Genomic DNA, 14,746 nt, shown 5'->3' with positions numbered 1-14,746 from the left:
CTGTCAGATCAGTCGCCCAGATCGAGCAGAGCGTCAATCGCTTCGCTGAGTTTCGATACCGCAATCACCTTCATGCCTTCAACCGGTTTTCTGGGAGCATTGGCTTTGGGTACCAGCGCCCGGGTGAAGCCGTGTTTGGCTGCCTCGTAGATTCTCTCCTGACCGCTGGGTACCGGCCGAATTTCACCGGACAGGCCAACTTCTCCGAATATCACGAGATCCTGGGGCAGGGTGCGATCCCGGAACGACGACACCACTGCTGCGAGTAGCGCCAGGTCGGCACTGGTTTCGTAGACTTTGACGCCGCCCACCACGTTTATAAAAACGTCCTGATCGGCACAGTGCATGCTGCCGTGACGGTGTAGCACTGCCAGTAACATCGCCAGGCGGTTTTGATCGAGCCCCACCGCAACCCGTCGTGGGTAGCTGCCCTGAGCAACATCTACCAGCGCCTGAATCTCGACCAGCATCGGTCGCGTGCCTTCCCAGACAACCATTACCACGCTGCCGGGCGCCGCTTCGTCACCTCTGTTAAGGAAGATGGCGCTGGGGTTTTTGACCTCTTTAAGTCCCTGTTCAAGCATTGCGAACACGCCGAGCTCGTTGACGGCGCCAAAGCGGTTCTTGATGCCTCGCAAGGTGCGGTAGCGACTGTCGCTCGAGCCTTCCAGCAAAATTGAACAATCGATCATGTGCTCAAGCACCTTGGGACCTGCCAGGCTGCCGTCTTTGGTCACGTGACCGACGAGGAACAGAATCGTTCCGGTCTGCTTGGCAAACCGCGTAAGGTAAGCCGCGCTTTCGCGTACCTGGGATACGCTGCCAGGCGCCGATTCGACATCGCTGATGTGCATGACCTGGATACTGTCGACCACCAGAATGCGGGGCTTTTCGACCTCTGCGATCTGGATAATGCGCTCGACGCTGGTTTCTGAGAGCATCTTGAGGTCTTTGGTTGGCACGCCAAGACGCTGGGCCCGAAGAGCAACCTGTTGCAGTGATTCTTCGCCGGTGACATAGAGCGCGGGAAGTTGCTGGGCAAGGTTGCAGACCGTTTGCAGCAGGAGCGTACTTTTGCCCGCACCTGGATGTCCGCCCATCAGGATGGCCGAACCTTCGACCAGCCCGCCACCCAACACCCGATCCAGTTCACGCATGCCCGAACTGATTCGCGATTGCTCGGACAAACTGATGGAATCCAACGATTGAACGCCGGAAAGGCTGCCGGCAAATCCCTCAAAGCGCGAGCCGCGCTGGTTTCCTCCGCTGCTGTTCGCGCTAACACCGCGCATCTCGCTGATGGTGTTCCATGCGGAGCACGCCGTGCACTGGCCCTGCCACTTGGCGTAGTCGGCGCCACATTCTGTGCAGACATAAGCCGTTTTGGTTTTTGCCATGGTTCGCCCGGTAGGAAAAAGAAAGAGGGTTGCGCCGGCTTCGGAATTCGAGGCCGGCGGTATTGGTTGCTGCCCGAAGGCAGAAGACTACGCCAGTTTCTTGTACTTCATACGCTGGGGCACCATTGCGGAGTCGCCTTTGCGTTTTTTATGGTCTTCGTCGTATTCGCTGAAGTTGCCTTCAAAGAACACGACTTCACTGTCACCTTCAAACGCGAGGATATGAGTCGCAACCCGGTCAAGGAACCAGCGGTCGTGCGAAATGACCATCGCACAACCGGGGAAGTTCAGAATGGCATCTTCCAGTGCACGCAGGGTTTCAACGTCCAGATCGTTGGTGGGCTCATCCAGCAGCAGCACGTTGCCGCCTTCTTTCAGTAGTTTAGCCAGGTGCAGTCGGTTGCGTTCACCGCCGGAAAGATCGCCGACCCGCTTTTGCTGATCGCTACCCTTGAAGTTGAAGCGACCAACATAGGCGCGAGAGGGGGTCTGGTAGTTGCCAACCTGCATGATGTCGAGCCCGTCACTGAGCTCTTCCCATACTGTTTTGTCGCCATCCAGATCCCGCATCTGATCCACGTAGGCCAGCTTGACGGATTCGCCGATGGAGATTGTGCCGGTATCGGGTTCGTCCTTGCCGGCCATCATTCTGAACAGGGTAGATTTACCGGCACCGTTCCCCCCGATAATGCCGACAATGGACCCCGGCGGGACATTGAATGACAGGTTTTCGTATAGCAGTATGCCGTCGAAGCTCTTGCTCACGCCATCAACTTCAATGACCTTATCGCCGAGACGCGGCCCGGGCGGAATGTAGAGCTCGTTGGTTTCGTTCCGCTTCTGGAAATCCTGCGAACTCAGTTCTTCAAAGCGGGCCAGGCGTGACTTGCTCTTGGACTGACGCCCCTTTGCATTGCTGCGAACCCACTCAAGCTCTTGTTTGATCGATTTCTGGCGAGCCACTTCCTGTTTGGCTTCCACCGCCAGACGTTGCTCTTTCGCTTCCAGCCACTGGCTGTAATTGCCTTCGTGGGGGATGCCCTGGCCACGGTCCAGTTCGAGAATCCAGCCGGCGACATTGTCGAGGAAATAGCGGTCGTGGGTGATGGCGACCACCGTGCCGCTGTAGTCGTGCAGGAAGCGCTCCAGCCAGGCGACGGATTCGGCGTCCAGGTGGTTCGTCGGCTCGTCAAGCAGCAGCATGTCAGGGCTGGACAGAAGCAGGCGGCACAGCGCCACACGGCGGCGCTCACCACCCGACAGGGTTGTTACGTTAGCATCCCAGGCCGGCAGGCGCAGCGCGTCAGCAGCGACTTCCAGCTTGCGCTCGATATCGTGGCCGTCGGTGGCCTGAATCAGGGCTTCAAGCTCACCCTGCTTTTTGGCCAGTGCATCAAAATCGGCATCCGGCTCGGCGTAGGCTGCGTAAACCTGATCCAGCTCGGCCAGGGCGTCGTGTACAGCCGCGACCGACTCTTCGACGATCTCTCGCACGGTTTTGCTTTCGTCCAGTTCTGGTTCCTGCGGCAGATAGCCAATGTTAATGCCGGGTTGGGGGCGGGCTTCGCCCAGATAATCTTCGTCAATGCCCGCCATGATGCGCAACAATGATGATTTACCGGAACCATTCAGGCCAAGCACGCCGATTTTGGCGCCAGGATAGAAGCTCAGGGAAATGTCTTTGAGGATTTCGCGTTTTGGCGGTACCACTTTGCCAACGCGGTTCATGGTATAGACGTATTGGGCCATGGTCAGGCGGTATCCTTGTTGATGGAGGCTGTTGCAAAACGGCTGTGCTTGGCCGTGCACCGCTGGCGGTCCGCTTGAAACGCTTATTTACGATGAGTAAATAGCGCCTTTCCGCGTGTACTCGACATGTCTGGCCATTGCGCGCGACGGTTTGCAATACCCTCACTGGGTTCGGGACGTACGGCGTTGCTATGAGTAAAGAGGGCAGCGCCGAAAATGGTCATATTCTGAGGGTTTCTTACGGTAGCGAAACAGGGGGGCTTTGGCAATTGGCTGCCGGCCGGAGGCATTGCTGCGATAAACCCCTACGATGCGGCTTAAAAGATGATTTTTGCCGCTGTTTTAAGCTAGAATACCGGCCCTTCATTTGACACTGTTTAGCCACTACAGGGGCAGCGCATCCATGTTTACTCGCGAAATGAAAATTGCAGGCTATGACGATGATGTCTGGAACGCCATCCAGGCCGAAAGCGAGCGTCAGGAAGCTCATATTGAGCTGATTGCGTCCGAAAACTACACCAGCCCGCGAGTCATGGAAGCACAGGGTTCTGTGCTGACCAACAAATATGCGGAAGGCTATCCCGGCAAGCGCTACTACGGTGGCTGTGAGCACGTTGATGTGGTCGAAGCACTGGCAATTGACCGCGCGAAAGAACTGTTTGGCGCCGCTTATGCCAACGTTCAGCCGCACTCCGGTTCACAGGCGAATAGCGCGGTTTACATGGCGCTAGTCAAGCCCGGCGATACGGTGCTGGGTATGAGCCTGGCCCACGGTGGCCACCTGACTCATGGTGCCTCGGTCAGTTTCTCCGGCAAAATCTATAACGCAGTTCAGTATGGTCTCAATCCTGAAACCGGACTGATCGACTACGACGATGTCGAGCGTCTGGCAGTTGAGCACAAGCCCAAGATGATTGTGGCTGGCTTCTCGGCGTACTCACAGTATCTTGATTTCGCGCGCTTCCGCGAGATTGCCGACAAAGTGGGTGCCTACCTGTTTGTCGATATGGCACACGTTGCAGGCTTGGTGGCGGCAGGTGTTTATCCTGACCCGATGCCTCATGCCCACGTGGTGACCACCACAACCCATAAAACCCTGCGCGGTCCACGCGGCGGCCTTATTCTCGCCTGTGCGGACGAAGATATTCAGAAGAAGCTGAATTCTGCCGTATTCCCGGGCGGCCAGGGCGGCCCACTGATGCACGTCATTGCTGGCAAGGCTATTTGTTTCAAAGAGGCCATGAGCGATGAGTTCCGCGCTTATCAGCAGCAGGTCGTCAAGAACGCCAAGGCCATGGCTGGTGTTTTTGTTGAGCGGGGCTACGACGTAGTCTCCGGTGGCACGGAGAACCACTTGTTCCTCGTCAGCCTGATCAAGCAGGACATCACCGGCAAAGATGCGGACGCTGCACTGGGTAAAGCCCATATTACGGTCAACAAGAACGCGGTTCCGAATGACCCGCGCTCACCTTTCGTAACCTCTGGCCTGCGTGTTGGCACGCCTGCTGTCACAACGCGTGGTTTCGGTGAGTCCGAGTGTCGCGATCTGGCGACCTGGATGTGTGACATTCTGGACGACCTGGAAAACGAAGAGCTCAACACCCGGGTGCGTGAGCAAGTCAAAGAGCTGTGCGCTCGCTTCCCGGTTTACGCGACCTCCTGATCCTTCCCGCCGACAGTTATTGTGTCGGCAGGAATAATTGATGCGGACTTAGCCAGAACAGACGGGTGCCCGGCACCCGTTCTCCCGGAGCTTTCAAGATGCACTGTCCTTTTTGCGGTGAAGCGGATACCAAGGTTATCGACTCAAGACTGGTTGCCGAGGGCGATCAGGTGCGCCGTCGCCGTGAATGTCTGTCCTGCAAAGAGCGTTTTACGACCTTCGAATCTGCTGAACTGGTGATGCCCAGAGTCGTCAAACAGGATGGCACGCGTCAGCCGTTCGACGAAGAGAAGCTGCGATCAGGCATTATGAAAGCACTGGAAAAGCGGCCGGTAAGCATCGAGGAAATAGAAGCGTCGCTGAACCGGATCAAGTTCCGGCTTCGTGCAAAGGGCGAGCGGGAAATTAAATCTATGGAGCTGGGTGAGGAGGTAATGATCGAGTTGCGTCAACTCGATAAGGTCGCCTACGTTCGGTTCGCTTCGGTTTATCGCAGTTTCCAGGATATTAACGAATTCAAGGAAGAGATTGAGCGCCTGAGTGTGCACATGGGGGACAAAGCTGACCCCGTTGACGTCGCGAATGCGCTGGCTGCGCCCGACAAGCCCAAGGGCTGAGGTTGGTCGGCGTGGCATTTGAGGAAGCGCAGGCAGCTCTGGATATCCGGATGATGGCTAAAGCCATTGAGCTGGCTTGGCGGGGGCGCTATTCGACGCATCCCAACCCTCGAGTCGGCTGCGTGATTGCCCAAAACGGCGAGATAATCGCCGAAGGCTGGCATCAATATGCCGGGGAGGGGCACGCGGAAGTCAACGCGCTGGCAAAGGCCGGAGCCCAGGCTGCCGGCGCTACTGCCTACGTGACGTTGGAGCCCTGTAGTCACTTCGGTCGTACCCCCCCTTGCGCCGATGCATTGGTGCAGGCGGGAGTTGCCCGGGTTGTGGTCGCCATGACAGACCCCAACCCCGAGGTGGCCGGTCGTGGACTACAGCGATTGCGCGATGCCGGTATTGACGTCACTGACAATGTGCTGGCCGGTGAAGCGGAAAAGCTCAACCCGGGGTTCTTTCGGCGAATGCGCGATGGGCAGCCTTTTGTGAGGGTGAAAGTCGCGGCCAGCCTGGATGGCCGCACGGCAATGGCATCGGGTGAGAGTCAGTGGGTGACCGGTGCTGAAGCGCGTTCGGATGTGCAGCGGCTGAGAGCCAGGAGCGCCGCGATAGTAACTGGCGTTGGTACGGTTTTGGCAGATGATCCGTCCCTGACCGTAAGGCCCGAACAGATGGGGTCGCCGGGTGCCGCAACTTTGCCTCGCCAGCAGCCCCTGCGAGTTGTGCTGGATCGACAGCTGAGAACGCCGCCCGCCGCTAAAATACTGGCAACGGGTAAGGTGTGGGTTGTCTGTGAGCCGAAGCAGCTGGATTCAGAAGCAGCTCAGCATCTACGTGATGCGGGAGGCGATGTCCGCAGCGTGCCATTGACGGACGGCGCGCTCTGTCTTGATGCCGTTTTGGGTATGCTGGCCGCCGCTGATATTAATGAGGTGCTGGTTGAAGCCGGCCCCACGCTCGCTGGCGCTTTCGTTGCTGCGGGTAAAGTGGATGAATTCTGGTTGTATCAGGCGCCGGTTTTTCTCGGCAGCCGCGGTATGCCGACAGTCATGCTGGCGATCGATCGCATGGCAGATAGTAAACGATGGCAGGTCACGGATCGCCGCCAGATTGGGAAGGATCAGCGTTTGATTCTCACTCCGCAATAATCGGAGATGAATGCGGGCCAGGCAGCTTAACTGCCGGCCAATTTACCAAAGGGTGCAACGTTCTATGGCACTGAACAGTATTGAAGAGATTATTGAAGATATTCGTCAGGGCAAAATGGTGATCCTGATGGATGATGAGGATCGCGAGAATGAGGGCGATCTGGTTATGGCCGCCGAATTCTGCACGGCAGAGGCCATTAACTTCATGGCACGTTTTGGTCGTGGTCTGATCTGCATGCCAATGACCCGTCAGCGCTGCGAACAGTTGGCTCTGCCGCTAATGGTGCACCAGAACGCTTCTGGGTTTGGTACCAAGTTCACCTTGTCTATCGAGGCACGTGAAGGGGTGACCACCGGTATTTCAGCAGCTGACAGAGCGCGCACGGTCCAGGCCGCAGTCGCGAAAGGCGCCAAAGCATCGGACATTGTGCAGCCGGGGCATATCTTCCCGTTGATGAGCGATCCCGGCGGCGTATTGAGTCGTGCCGGTCATACCGAGGCGTCCTGTGATCTCGCGGCGCTTGCAGGCGCCGAGCCTGCCGGGGTGATCTGCGAAATCATGAACGAAGACGGCACCATGGCGCGTCGGCCTGACCTCGAAGCGTTTGCCGAAGAGCATGATCTGAAGATCGGAACCATCGCTGACCTGATTCACTACCGTACGCTGCACGAGCGCACGATCGAGTGTGTCGAAGAGTATGATCTGGATACCGAATACGGCATTTTCCAACTGCGGACCTATCGGGACACCATTCAGGGGCGTACGCACCTGACGCTCACGATGGGTGATGTCAAAGGAGGTGAGCCTGTCCTGGTGCGAGTGCACATAACCGATACCATGCGGGATCTATTGGGAGCCAGACGCAGCGGCTCTCACAGCTGGCCGCTGCATCGTGCACTTGAGAAAGTCGCTGAGGTGGGGCGCGGTGTTGTCGTCCTCCTGAACAGTGCTGAAGACAGCTACAATCTTGAAGACAGAATTCACGAATTTTTTGATGAAGGTTTGCAGCCGGCGACCAAAGGAAGTTCGGGTGTGTACTTTACGGTAGGGACAGGCTCACAGATTCTGCGGGATCTGGGGGTTAGCCAGATGCGGTTGCTGAGCGCGCCTATCAAATTCTCGGCCATTTCCGGTTTTGATCTGGAAGTTGTCGAATACCTTCCCTACAACCCCTAATTTAACCAGGGCTCCGCGTTATCGCGGGGTCCGACACAGGAGTCTGGCATGGCCGATATTAAAACTCTCGAAGGCGATTTCACACAATGCGGCGGCTCCTACGCGCTGGTTGTTGGTCGCTTTAACGCATTTGTGGTCGAAAGCCTGGTGAGTGGCGCGATTGATACCCTGCGTCGTTACGGAATCGAAGATGCGAACATCACCGTGGTGCGTGTGCCCGGTGCCTATGAAATGCCGCTGGCGGTCAAGCGTGTTGCTGAAACCGGACACTATGATGCGATTATTGCTTTGGGTGCCGTTATTCGCGGCGGAACCCCGCACTTTGAGTACGTTGCGGGCGAAGCAGCCAGTGGTCTGGGCGCGGTGAGCCTTGAAACTGACGTGCCAGTTGCCTTCGGTGTGCTGACTGTGGATTCAATTGAGCAGGCGATCGAGCGTTCGGGCACCAAGGCCGGAAACAAAGGGGCCGAAGCCGCCGTTACCGCGCTGGAAATGGTCAGCCTCTTCAAGAAGATAGGTGAATGATGACCGATCAGGACCAGGCGCCAGCTGAGGGCAAGCCATCGGCACCCAAGGCTGGCGAACGCAGGCGAGCGCGCATACTCGCGATGCAGGCGCTCTACCATCGCCACTATTCCAAGTCGTCGGTGACGGACATTGAAGCCGAGTTCATGGTGGATAATGACATGTCACGCACTGATTCGGCTTATTTCCGGGATCTGTTGCGCGGTGTTCATCGTGAGCAGGCGGACCTCGATAAACAGATCGAGCCGTTTCTGGATCGCCCGCTGGGAGAGGTGGATACCATCGAGTTGGCGATTGTCCGGATTGGTGCCTATGAGCTCAAGCATCGCATGGACGTGCCTTACCGGGTCGTGATCAATGAAGGGATCGAGCTGGCGAAACGGTTTGGTGGAACTGAAGGTCATAAGTTCGTTAACAGCGTGCTGGACAAGTTAAGCCGCCGCCTGCGCCTCGCTGAAACCCGCCCGCGGTAGTGTGATGGGTGACCGGCCGATGCGCGAGTTTGAGCTGATTCGTCAGGTTTTCGAGCCGGCCGCTCAAGCATTTCAGCATCCGGATGTTATTTTGGGCCCCGGGGATGACTGTGCAATACAGTCGATTCCCGCAGGCCATCAGCTGGTTTTTTCAGTGGACACTCTGGTTGAGGGTGTTCATTTCCCTCCGCATTATGCTCCCGATTATCTGGCTTACCGCGCACTGGCTGCTGCCGTCAGCGATCTCGCCGCAATGGGAGCGTCTCCGGTATGTTTTACCCTGGCGATCTCGCTGCCATCAACTGACAACAGCTGGCTTCGTGCTTTCGGGCGAGGGTTGGGTGATGCTGCTCGCGTTTTGGGTATTGCTCTGGCAGGGGGCGACACCACGCGTGGACCGCTGACGTTAACTGTACAGGTTCATGGCATCGTGCCTGAAGGCGAAGGTGTGCGCCGAAGTGGTGCCGCACCGGGCCAGCTTATCGGGGTCTCGGGCGCACTCGGTGAGGCGCGGGCTGCGCTGGACTGGCTCGATGCCGCCGACCCATCGACGGATGTGCAATCAGTCCTTCAGCGATATCACCGGCCGATTCCCCGCGTGGCATTGGGTCAGAAACTGAGGCGCCACGTAACTGCCATGATTGATATCTCGGACGGGCTCCTTGCAGATCTCGGGCATGTGTTGGCGATGTCGGGGTGCGGTGCCAAGCTGGATGCAGCGAAGCTGCCCTTGTCCGGGGCGCTCAAGCGTGTTGCCGCAGACAGGGCGGTCAGCTATGGGTTAACAGGTGGAGATGACTACGAGCTTTGTTTCACGATTGAGCCGCAAACATGGGGGACCATTCACGAAACGCTGCCGGATGGCGTAACGATCATCGGAGAGACGTGTACCGGCAAAGGCATAGCCGTTGAGAACGGCCCTGTTGCAGGCGCATCCGCGTTTGCCGGGTTCGATCATTTCGCCAGTGACCTTCCCGAGTGAGATAACGTCTGGTAGTCGCCGAGCGTTTAATGCATAGCCGCGCTCATCGGAATCATGCTGGCTACGTGCAAAAAGCGCCGCAGGCCTATGTCGGCTCTTTCTCTTGAGGCAAAGGGGCCGCTGTCAAAACCTTCACGGGTGGTGAAGTACCACTTTCCGCCGACACAAAAAAAACGACTGCTGCGAAAGGGGATTGGGCCTGATTCACCGCTTCTGATCTGGGTATCCATACGCTTTCTCCTGCCCCGCAGGTATGGTTTGACTTCGGGGAAGTAAATTGTCATGCCGTTCTGTCAAATTTAATTCAAATTTCACCGATTTCAATTAAAACCTTAGCGAATTGACGAATAGTTGACGGGAGTGAACGGTGAACCTTGATATGAGGCCGCTGGCTAGCTTGCGCTTGATAAAAGCAGTCGTCAGAATGCGGAGTCATTCACACATCTAAAGGGTGGCTGCCGGCCACTGCCACGAATACGAGAGGTTTTCATGTCGTCAGGTGATTGCGGGCTGAGAGTAAAGGGGTATTCCAAAGTATTGATGCTGGCACTGGTTGTGCTGGGGTTGGCTGGCTGCAGTGGTGGGTTGAAAAATGTGCAGACTTGGGATGGCCCCTCTGCTGACTCCGATCAGATCGGCATTCTCCATGCGCCGGCCAATATCAATGTGAGCTCGGTAAACGGCAAGGAAATGAGCCGCTATCTGATGGAAGATCTGGCCCTCGATTATGAACTGCTGCCAGGAGAAAACACGGTTGTCTTTACCCATCAAACAATTTGGGCCAAAAAGACGGTGGTGGACAATGGCGAGTCCAAGGTTCACGTCGTCAAGACCGAACCGCAGCAAGTGGTCATCAATGTGAAAGCTGGCGAAGAGTACACTTTTGCAGTGGCGGAGCCCAAGAACAAGCGGGAAGCGGAGCAGCAGGTTGCCCATTTTGAGGCAAAAGTCATTGACGAGCAGAAGCGGCAGGTTGCTGTTGCCAAGCCTTATGTTGCTCAGCGCCCGCAACTTCCGACACTGAGTTCGGCACCAGCGACGGCAGGTGCTGCCGCAGCCGGTGGAGCGGCTGCGGCGACTGCGTCAAAGCCTGCTTCAACCTCCTCTACTACAGCAACATCTGCGCCTGCAGCGCCGGTCGAGAATGGATTGCCGACGCTTGAAGGGCTCAAAGTGCTGTGGGAAAGGGCGTCTGCCGAAGACAAGAAAAACTTTTTGCGCTGGGCTTTCGAGTAAAGCCGGCTAGCCTCTTTCCGGGTGGCGGCTATCTGCCGCCACCCGACCTCTCCTGTTTTCTGAACCGCCGCAGTGATTTCTGGACCATAGCTTCTGCCAGATTTAGCGCCTCATTAACCAGCGTTGGGTTACGGTTGTTACTGCTTTGTTCCGGCGCAGACTCTGCCGGCAGGGTTGCAGCGGCTTTTTCGATGTCGAGCAGGCAGGGTTCAAGCAACGCTGTCAGCCGCTCGCCATCGGGGACTACATCCGGGCAAATCGAAAAGTTAAGGGTCAGCCGACCTTCATAACTCACCGCAACGATGACCAGGCCCATGCTGTCGAATAAAGGCGCCGTGTTGTACTGGCGCGCCAGGCGAGTGCCTTGCAGATAAAGCGGAACCTGTGGGCCAGGCACGTTGGTGATCGGAACATTGAACACCGGTTGATAACGCTGAGCGAGTTGGAGCTCGCTGTACAGTCGCGCTGACAGTGCCAGCATCGTTGACGGCACCATTTCGGTGAGGCGATCCGCCGCAATGGCTTCCTGGTAGGGCTCGGATGCCACTGCATTCCAGTGGATTAACCGAATGCGTCGGGCCGGGTCAGGTTCATCGGTCGCCAGGTTGAGCAGCATGGCGGACATCTGGTTACCAGTGGGGCGCCGCAAACTCTTGGAGCGGACTGACACCGGTGTCATGGCAACCAGTGGCCGCTCCAGATCAGCGCCGTGTTCTTCCATATAGCGGCGCAATACCTCAGCGCATAAACCAAGCACCACGTCGTTCAGTGTGACATCACCGAGACTCGCCTTGACTGCTTTCAGGCGGGAGAGTGGCAGAGTGCTCCCGAGTATCTTCCTGTTGGCGGTGATCTGGCGGTTAAACGGGCTGTGTGGCGCGGAGAATAGCGGAAACGGCAGTGGCAGTTTGCGCATTTGTTTCTGGATCATGCCCAGTGTTGTCGCTTCAATTGCCGTTGCGGCAACTGAGGCCATTCTGAACGGCTTGCGAATGAAATTAGCACCGACTTGCATTAGCGCTCGCTCGTCGGAAGGGGCGGGGCGAGGATGCCAGGGCTGGGGCGGCTTTATCGGATCAGGTGTCGGGCTGTACTCCAGTAGTTTGCCCATGATTTCTTCGCCACTGAAGGCGTCTATGGCTGCGTGATGCAGGCGCACTATCAAGGCAAAACCCAGGGCGTCATCGGGATCGCCGGCTTTTTTTCCGGGTGAGCGAAGGCCATCAACAAAAGTGATGTGCCACAAAGGGCGATCCCGTTTCAGGGGCTCCTGCATGATGCGGGATGCCAGTGCCATCAGGCTCGACTCGTCGTTCCGCTCGCCCATTTTGACGTAGGCCAGGTGGCGCTCAATGCTGAAATCCGCGTCATCAATCCAGTAGGGATGACCCAGGCGCAAAGGCACTTCGCGGAGTTTTTCCCGGAATAAAGGCACGACATGCAGCCGGCTTCGCAGGTAGGAGACGAATGTGCTGAACGGCAGCGGCGCTTCTCGCCCCTCACCGTCAAAAATATAAATGCCGCCGATGTGCATCGGTGCAGTATCGGATTCCAGATACAGAAACGAGGCGTCCAGCTCGGACAACTGCCGCATGAATCACTCCCTGTTATGACGACATGGCAGGCTATTTTGCGCTGCCGAATGCGCTACGTCGAGCGCAAGATGGGGCTTTTTCAGGCCAGATTGACGTCACGCCGGCGAGTTGAGTGGATTGACCCAGCGACCAAATTGGCCGGGTTGACTGAGTGTATCCCAGAACCACATCAGTGCTTTACCCTGATCATCCTGGTGACGGGCAAGGTTCAGGATAACGGGCTGGCGTGATGAATTGATCTCGATTTCCACCAGTCGCCCGGTCTCAATGTGTTCCCGAACGCGGGCCTCGGGAAGCCAGCCCACGCCGAGGCCCGCCACCTGGGCGCTGATCTTCTGGTCGATATTGGATACGGTCAGTGTGCGTTGGCGAGAAAATATCCCGGCTGACCAGGGTTGAAGCGTGCGTGAGCTGTCGGCAGCAACCACGGCGGGATAGCGGGCTATGACGTCCTCATCGACCGTGCCTTCGATTTGTGCCAGAGGGTGGTCAGGGGCAACGGCGTAAATGAACGGCACTTCGCCAATGGAGGTTGTGGTGAACGGCCCGGCAGGGCGGCTGATGTTATCTGCGCCAAAAACGAGATCAACTCTTCGGCTTTGTAACGCATCCCAGGCGCCGGCAAACACCTCTTCAACCAACTGGATTTCAACCGGGATATTCAGGCTCTGAAACTGACGGATTGCGGGGAACAGTGATTCTGCTGGCAGCAAGGTGTTCAGGGCGATTTTCAACCGTGTTTCCCACCCTTGAGCGACTTGCCGGGTAGCATGGGCCAGGGCGTCGGTGGCGTCGAGCAGATTTCGGCCCTGGTCGAGCAGATAGCGTCCGGCAGGTGTGAGAACAGCACGATGTCCTGATCGGTCAAAGATTTCGACCTTGAGGTCGTCTTCGAGTTTCTGAACGGTATAGCTGATAGCCGAAGGAACCCGGAAAAGCGCGTTTGCAGCGCCGGCAAAGCTCCCTTTTCGGTCAATCGCATCCAGTACTTTAAGCGCGTCAATGGTAATGGCGTTATGCATGTTCAGTTTATCTGAGGAATTTGGACAGAATTAGGCGTTTGAATGCTACTTAGTGTAGTCGTAGTCTGGATTCATTGGCCAGTTCGGCCCTGGATTGTTCCGGCTTGCAGTGGTGCTGCAGGTGAATCAGCGAATTGAGGAGGCGTTATGGGATTGTTAGTGGATGGTGTTTGGCAGGATAAGTGGTACGACACCAGTAAGTCCGGCGGCAAGTTCGAGCGTGAGCAGGCAGGATTCCGGCACTGGGTGACGCCGGATGGCAGTCCCGGTCCGCAAAGCTCCAAAAGTTTCCCGGCTGTTTCCGGACGCTATCATCTGTATGTGTCCATGGCCTGTCCCTGGGCGCACCGGACGCTAATATTTCGTGTGCTCAAGGGGTTGGAGGCGCACATCAGTGTATCAGTGGTGCATCCGGACATGCTGGAGAATGGCTGGGAATTTCGCCCGGACAATGCCGCTCACTCTGACAATATAAACGGTAAGCGGTATCTGCATGAGGTCTACACCACAGATACGGCGGACTATACCGGCCGGGTGACGGTGCCGCTGCTGTGGGACAAAGAGCAGGGTGTGATCGTCAGCAACGAGTCTGCCGAGATCATCCGAATGTTCAATAGTGCTTTCGATGATCTGGAGGGCGTGGATTCAGGTCTGGATTTCTATCCGGAGCAATTGCGGGCGGATATTGATGCGGTCAACGACCGGGTCTATAACACCGTCAATAACGGCGTATACAAAGCAGGTTTCGCCACCGCTCAGGATGCCTATGAAAAGGCCTACGGGGAATTGTTCGAATCGCTGGACTGGCTTGATCAGCGGCTGTCGCAATCGCGCTATCTGATCAGCAGTGAGCTGACCGAAGCGGATTGGCGACTGTTTACCACATTGATCCGCTTCGATGCCGTCTACTACTCGCACTTCAAGTGTAATCGTCAGCGTTTGGCCGATTTTCCGCATCTGTCGGGCTATCTCAGGGAGCTGTATCAGGTGCCCGGGGTTGCCGGCACAGTGGATATCGGTCAGATCAAGCGACATTACTACGTCAGTCAGCGGACGGTTAATCCAACGCAGATTGTTCCAGTCGGGCCGGCGCTTGATTTTGATGCTCCGCATCATCGGGAGCAGATCGGGCAGGGGCAGCTATCGGTGTGATGGCGTTCTGCCTGCT

14 protein-coding genes are annotated in these 14,746 nt (G+C 56.9%); 9 read left to right on the top strand and 5 right to left on the bottom strand.

Annotation, left to right across the window (positions count from 1 at the left end; translation table 11 throughout):
- Positions 1-8: 8 nt before the first annotated feature.
- Positions 9-1,397, bottom strand: coding sequence for a DNA repair protein RadA (gene radA, locus ACUN9X_RS17285; RefSeq protein WP_260038027.1), 1,389 nt, complete (start codon positions 1,395-1,397; stop codon positions 9-11).
- An 87-nt stretch (positions 1,398-1,484) separates the two neighbouring features.
- Positions 1,485-3,146, bottom strand: a complete 1,662-nt coding sequence (ettA, locus tag ACUN9X_RS17280) for an energy-dependent translational throttle protein EttA (RefSeq protein WP_445473870.1) — start codon at positions 3,144-3,146, stop codon at positions 1,485-1,487.
- Between the two features lie 403 nt (positions 3,147-3,549).
- Between ettA and glyA the strand changes: the two genes are divergently transcribed.
- From glyA to thiL, 7 genes are all read left to right on the top strand, one after another.
- Positions 3,550-4,809 carry a serine hydroxymethyltransferase gene (glyA, locus tag ACUN9X_RS17275; RefSeq protein WP_260038024.1) on the top strand — a complete coding sequence of 420 codons (1,260 nt, stop codon included), beginning with the start codon at positions 3,550-3,552 and terminating at the stop codon, positions 4,807-4,809.
- A gap of 98 nt (positions 4,810-4,907) precedes the next feature.
- On the top strand, positions 4,908-5,426 hold the full coding sequence (nrdR, locus tag ACUN9X_RS17270) for a transcriptional regulator NrdR (RefSeq protein WP_260038023.1): 519 nt from the start codon (positions 4,908-4,910) through the stop codon (positions 5,424-5,426).
- 50 nt (positions 5,427-5,476) lie between these two features.
- Positions 5,477-6,568, top strand: a complete 1,092-nt coding sequence (gene ribD, locus ACUN9X_RS17265; RefSeq protein WP_260038240.1) for a bifunctional diaminohydroxyphosphoribosylaminopyrimidine deaminase/5-amino-6-(5-phosphoribosylamino)uracil reductase RibD — start codon at positions 5,477-5,479, stop codon at positions 6,566-6,568.
- Between the two features lie 64 nt (positions 6,569-6,632).
- Positions 6,633-7,745 carry a bifunctional 3,4-dihydroxy-2-butanone-4-phosphate synthase/GTP cyclohydrolase II gene (gene ribBA, locus ACUN9X_RS17260; protein ID WP_260038022.1) on the top strand — a complete coding sequence of 371 codons (1,113 nt, stop codon included), beginning with the start codon at positions 6,633-6,635 and terminating at the stop codon, positions 7,743-7,745.
- Between the two features lie 48 nt (positions 7,746-7,793).
- Complete coding sequence (ribH, locus tag ACUN9X_RS17255) at positions 7,794-8,270, top strand: 6,7-dimethyl-8-ribityllumazine synthase (protein ID WP_260038021.1); 477 nt, start codon at positions 7,794-7,796, stop codon at positions 8,268-8,270.
- Positions 8,270-8,743 carry a transcription antitermination factor NusB gene (nusB, locus tag ACUN9X_RS17250; protein ID WP_445473912.1) on the top strand — a complete coding sequence of 158 codons (474 nt, stop codon included), beginning with the start codon at positions 8,270-8,272 and terminating at the stop codon, positions 8,741-8,743. The genes ribH and nusB overlap by 1 nt, the downstream gene beginning before the upstream one ends.
- A gap of 4 nt (positions 8,744-8,747) precedes the next feature.
- Entirely contained in the window at positions 8,748-9,725 is a 978-nt protein-coding gene (gene thiL, locus ACUN9X_RS17245) for a thiamine-phosphate kinase (protein WP_347710205.1), read from the top strand.
- Positions 9,726-9,751: 26 nt separating this feature from the next.
- Here thiL and ACUN9X_RS17240 read toward each other — a convergent pair whose 3' ends face one another.
- A complete protein-coding gene (locus ACUN9X_RS17240) occupies positions 9,752-9,955 on the bottom strand; it encodes a DUF6316 family protein (RefSeq protein ID WP_260038020.1) in 204 nt (67 codons plus the stop codon).
- Between the two features lie 259 nt (positions 9,956-10,214).
- Here ACUN9X_RS17240 and ACUN9X_RS17235 point away from each other — a divergent pair, with 259 nt between their 5' ends.
- Positions 10,215-10,961 carry a DUF2057 domain-containing protein gene (locus tag ACUN9X_RS17235; RefSeq protein ID WP_260038019.1) on the top strand — a complete coding sequence of 249 codons (747 nt, stop codon included), beginning with the start codon at positions 10,215-10,217 and terminating at the stop codon, positions 10,959-10,961.
- Positions 10,962-10,989: 28 nt separating this feature from the next.
- Here ACUN9X_RS17235 and ACUN9X_RS17230 read toward each other — a convergent pair whose 3' ends face one another.
- Together ACUN9X_RS17230 and ACUN9X_RS17225 are read right to left on the bottom strand one after the other, a co-directional pair.
- Entirely contained in the window at positions 10,990-12,555 is a 1,566-nt protein-coding gene (locus ACUN9X_RS17230) for a WS/DGAT/MGAT family O-acyltransferase (RefSeq protein ID WP_260038018.1), read from the bottom strand.
- A gap of 96 nt (positions 12,556-12,651) precedes the next feature.
- Positions 12,652-13,578, bottom strand: coding sequence for a LysR substrate-binding domain-containing protein (locus ACUN9X_RS17225; protein ID WP_260038017.1), 927 nt, complete (start codon positions 13,576-13,578; stop codon positions 12,652-12,654).
- A gap of 147 nt (positions 13,579-13,725) precedes the next feature.
- Between ACUN9X_RS17225 and ACUN9X_RS17220 the strand changes: the two genes are divergently transcribed.
- On the top strand, positions 13,726-14,730 hold the full coding sequence (locus tag ACUN9X_RS17220) for a glutathione S-transferase family protein (RefSeq protein WP_260038016.1): 1,005 nt from the start codon (positions 13,726-13,728) through the stop codon (positions 14,728-14,730).
- Positions 14,731-14,746 lie beyond the last annotated feature (16 nt).

This window comes from Marinobacter sp. V032 (assembly GCF_052645435.1).
This window is presented reverse-complemented; position numbering and strand designations above follow the sequence as displayed.

Coding starts and splice junctions, on each gene's coding strand:
- radA (WP_260038027.1), bottom strand. CDS start 1,397: ATGGCAAAAACCAAAACGGCTTATGTCTGCACAGAATGTGGCGCCGAC.
- ettA (WP_445473870.1), bottom strand. CDS start 3,146: ATGGCCCAATACGTCTATACCATGAACCGCGTTGGCAAAGTGGTACCG.
- glyA (WP_260038024.1), top strand. CDS start 3,550: ATGTTTACTCGCGAAATGAAAATTGCAGGCTATGACGATGATGTCTGG.
- nrdR (WP_260038023.1), top strand. CDS start 4,908: ATGCACTGTCCTTTTTGCGGTGAAGCGGATACCAAGGTTATCGACTCA.
- ribD (WP_260038240.1), top strand. CDS start 5,477: ATGATGGCTAAAGCCATTGAGCTGGCTTGGCGGGGGCGCTATTCGACG.
- ribBA (WP_260038022.1), top strand. CDS start 6,633: ATGGCACTGAACAGTATTGAAGAGATTATTGAAGATATTCGTCAGGGC.
- ribH (WP_260038021.1), top strand. CDS start 7,794: ATGGCCGATATTAAAACTCTCGAAGGCGATTTCACACAATGCGGCGGC.
- nusB (WP_445473912.1), top strand. CDS start 8,270: ATGACCGATCAGGACCAGGCGCCAGCTGAGGGCAAGCCATCGGCACCC.
- thiL (WP_347710205.1), top strand. CDS start 8,748: ATGGGTGACCGGCCGATGCGCGAGTTTGAGCTGATTCGTCAGGTTTTC.
- ACUN9X_RS17240 (WP_260038020.1), bottom strand. CDS start 9,955: ATGGATACCCAGATCAGAAGCGGTGAATCAGGCCCAATCCCCTTTCGC.
- ACUN9X_RS17235 (WP_260038019.1), top strand. CDS start 10,215: ATGTCGTCAGGTGATTGCGGGCTGAGAGTAAAGGGGTATTCCAAAGTA.
- ACUN9X_RS17230 (WP_260038018.1), bottom strand. CDS start 12,555: ATGCGGCAGTTGTCCGAGCTGGACGCCTCGTTTCTGTATCTGGAATCC.
- ACUN9X_RS17225 (WP_260038017.1), bottom strand. CDS start 13,578: ATGCATAACGCCATTACCATTGACGCGCTTAAAGTACTGGATGCGATT.
- ACUN9X_RS17220 (WP_260038016.1), top strand. CDS start 13,726: ATGGGATTGTTAGTGGATGGTGTTTGGCAGGATAAGTGGTACGACACC.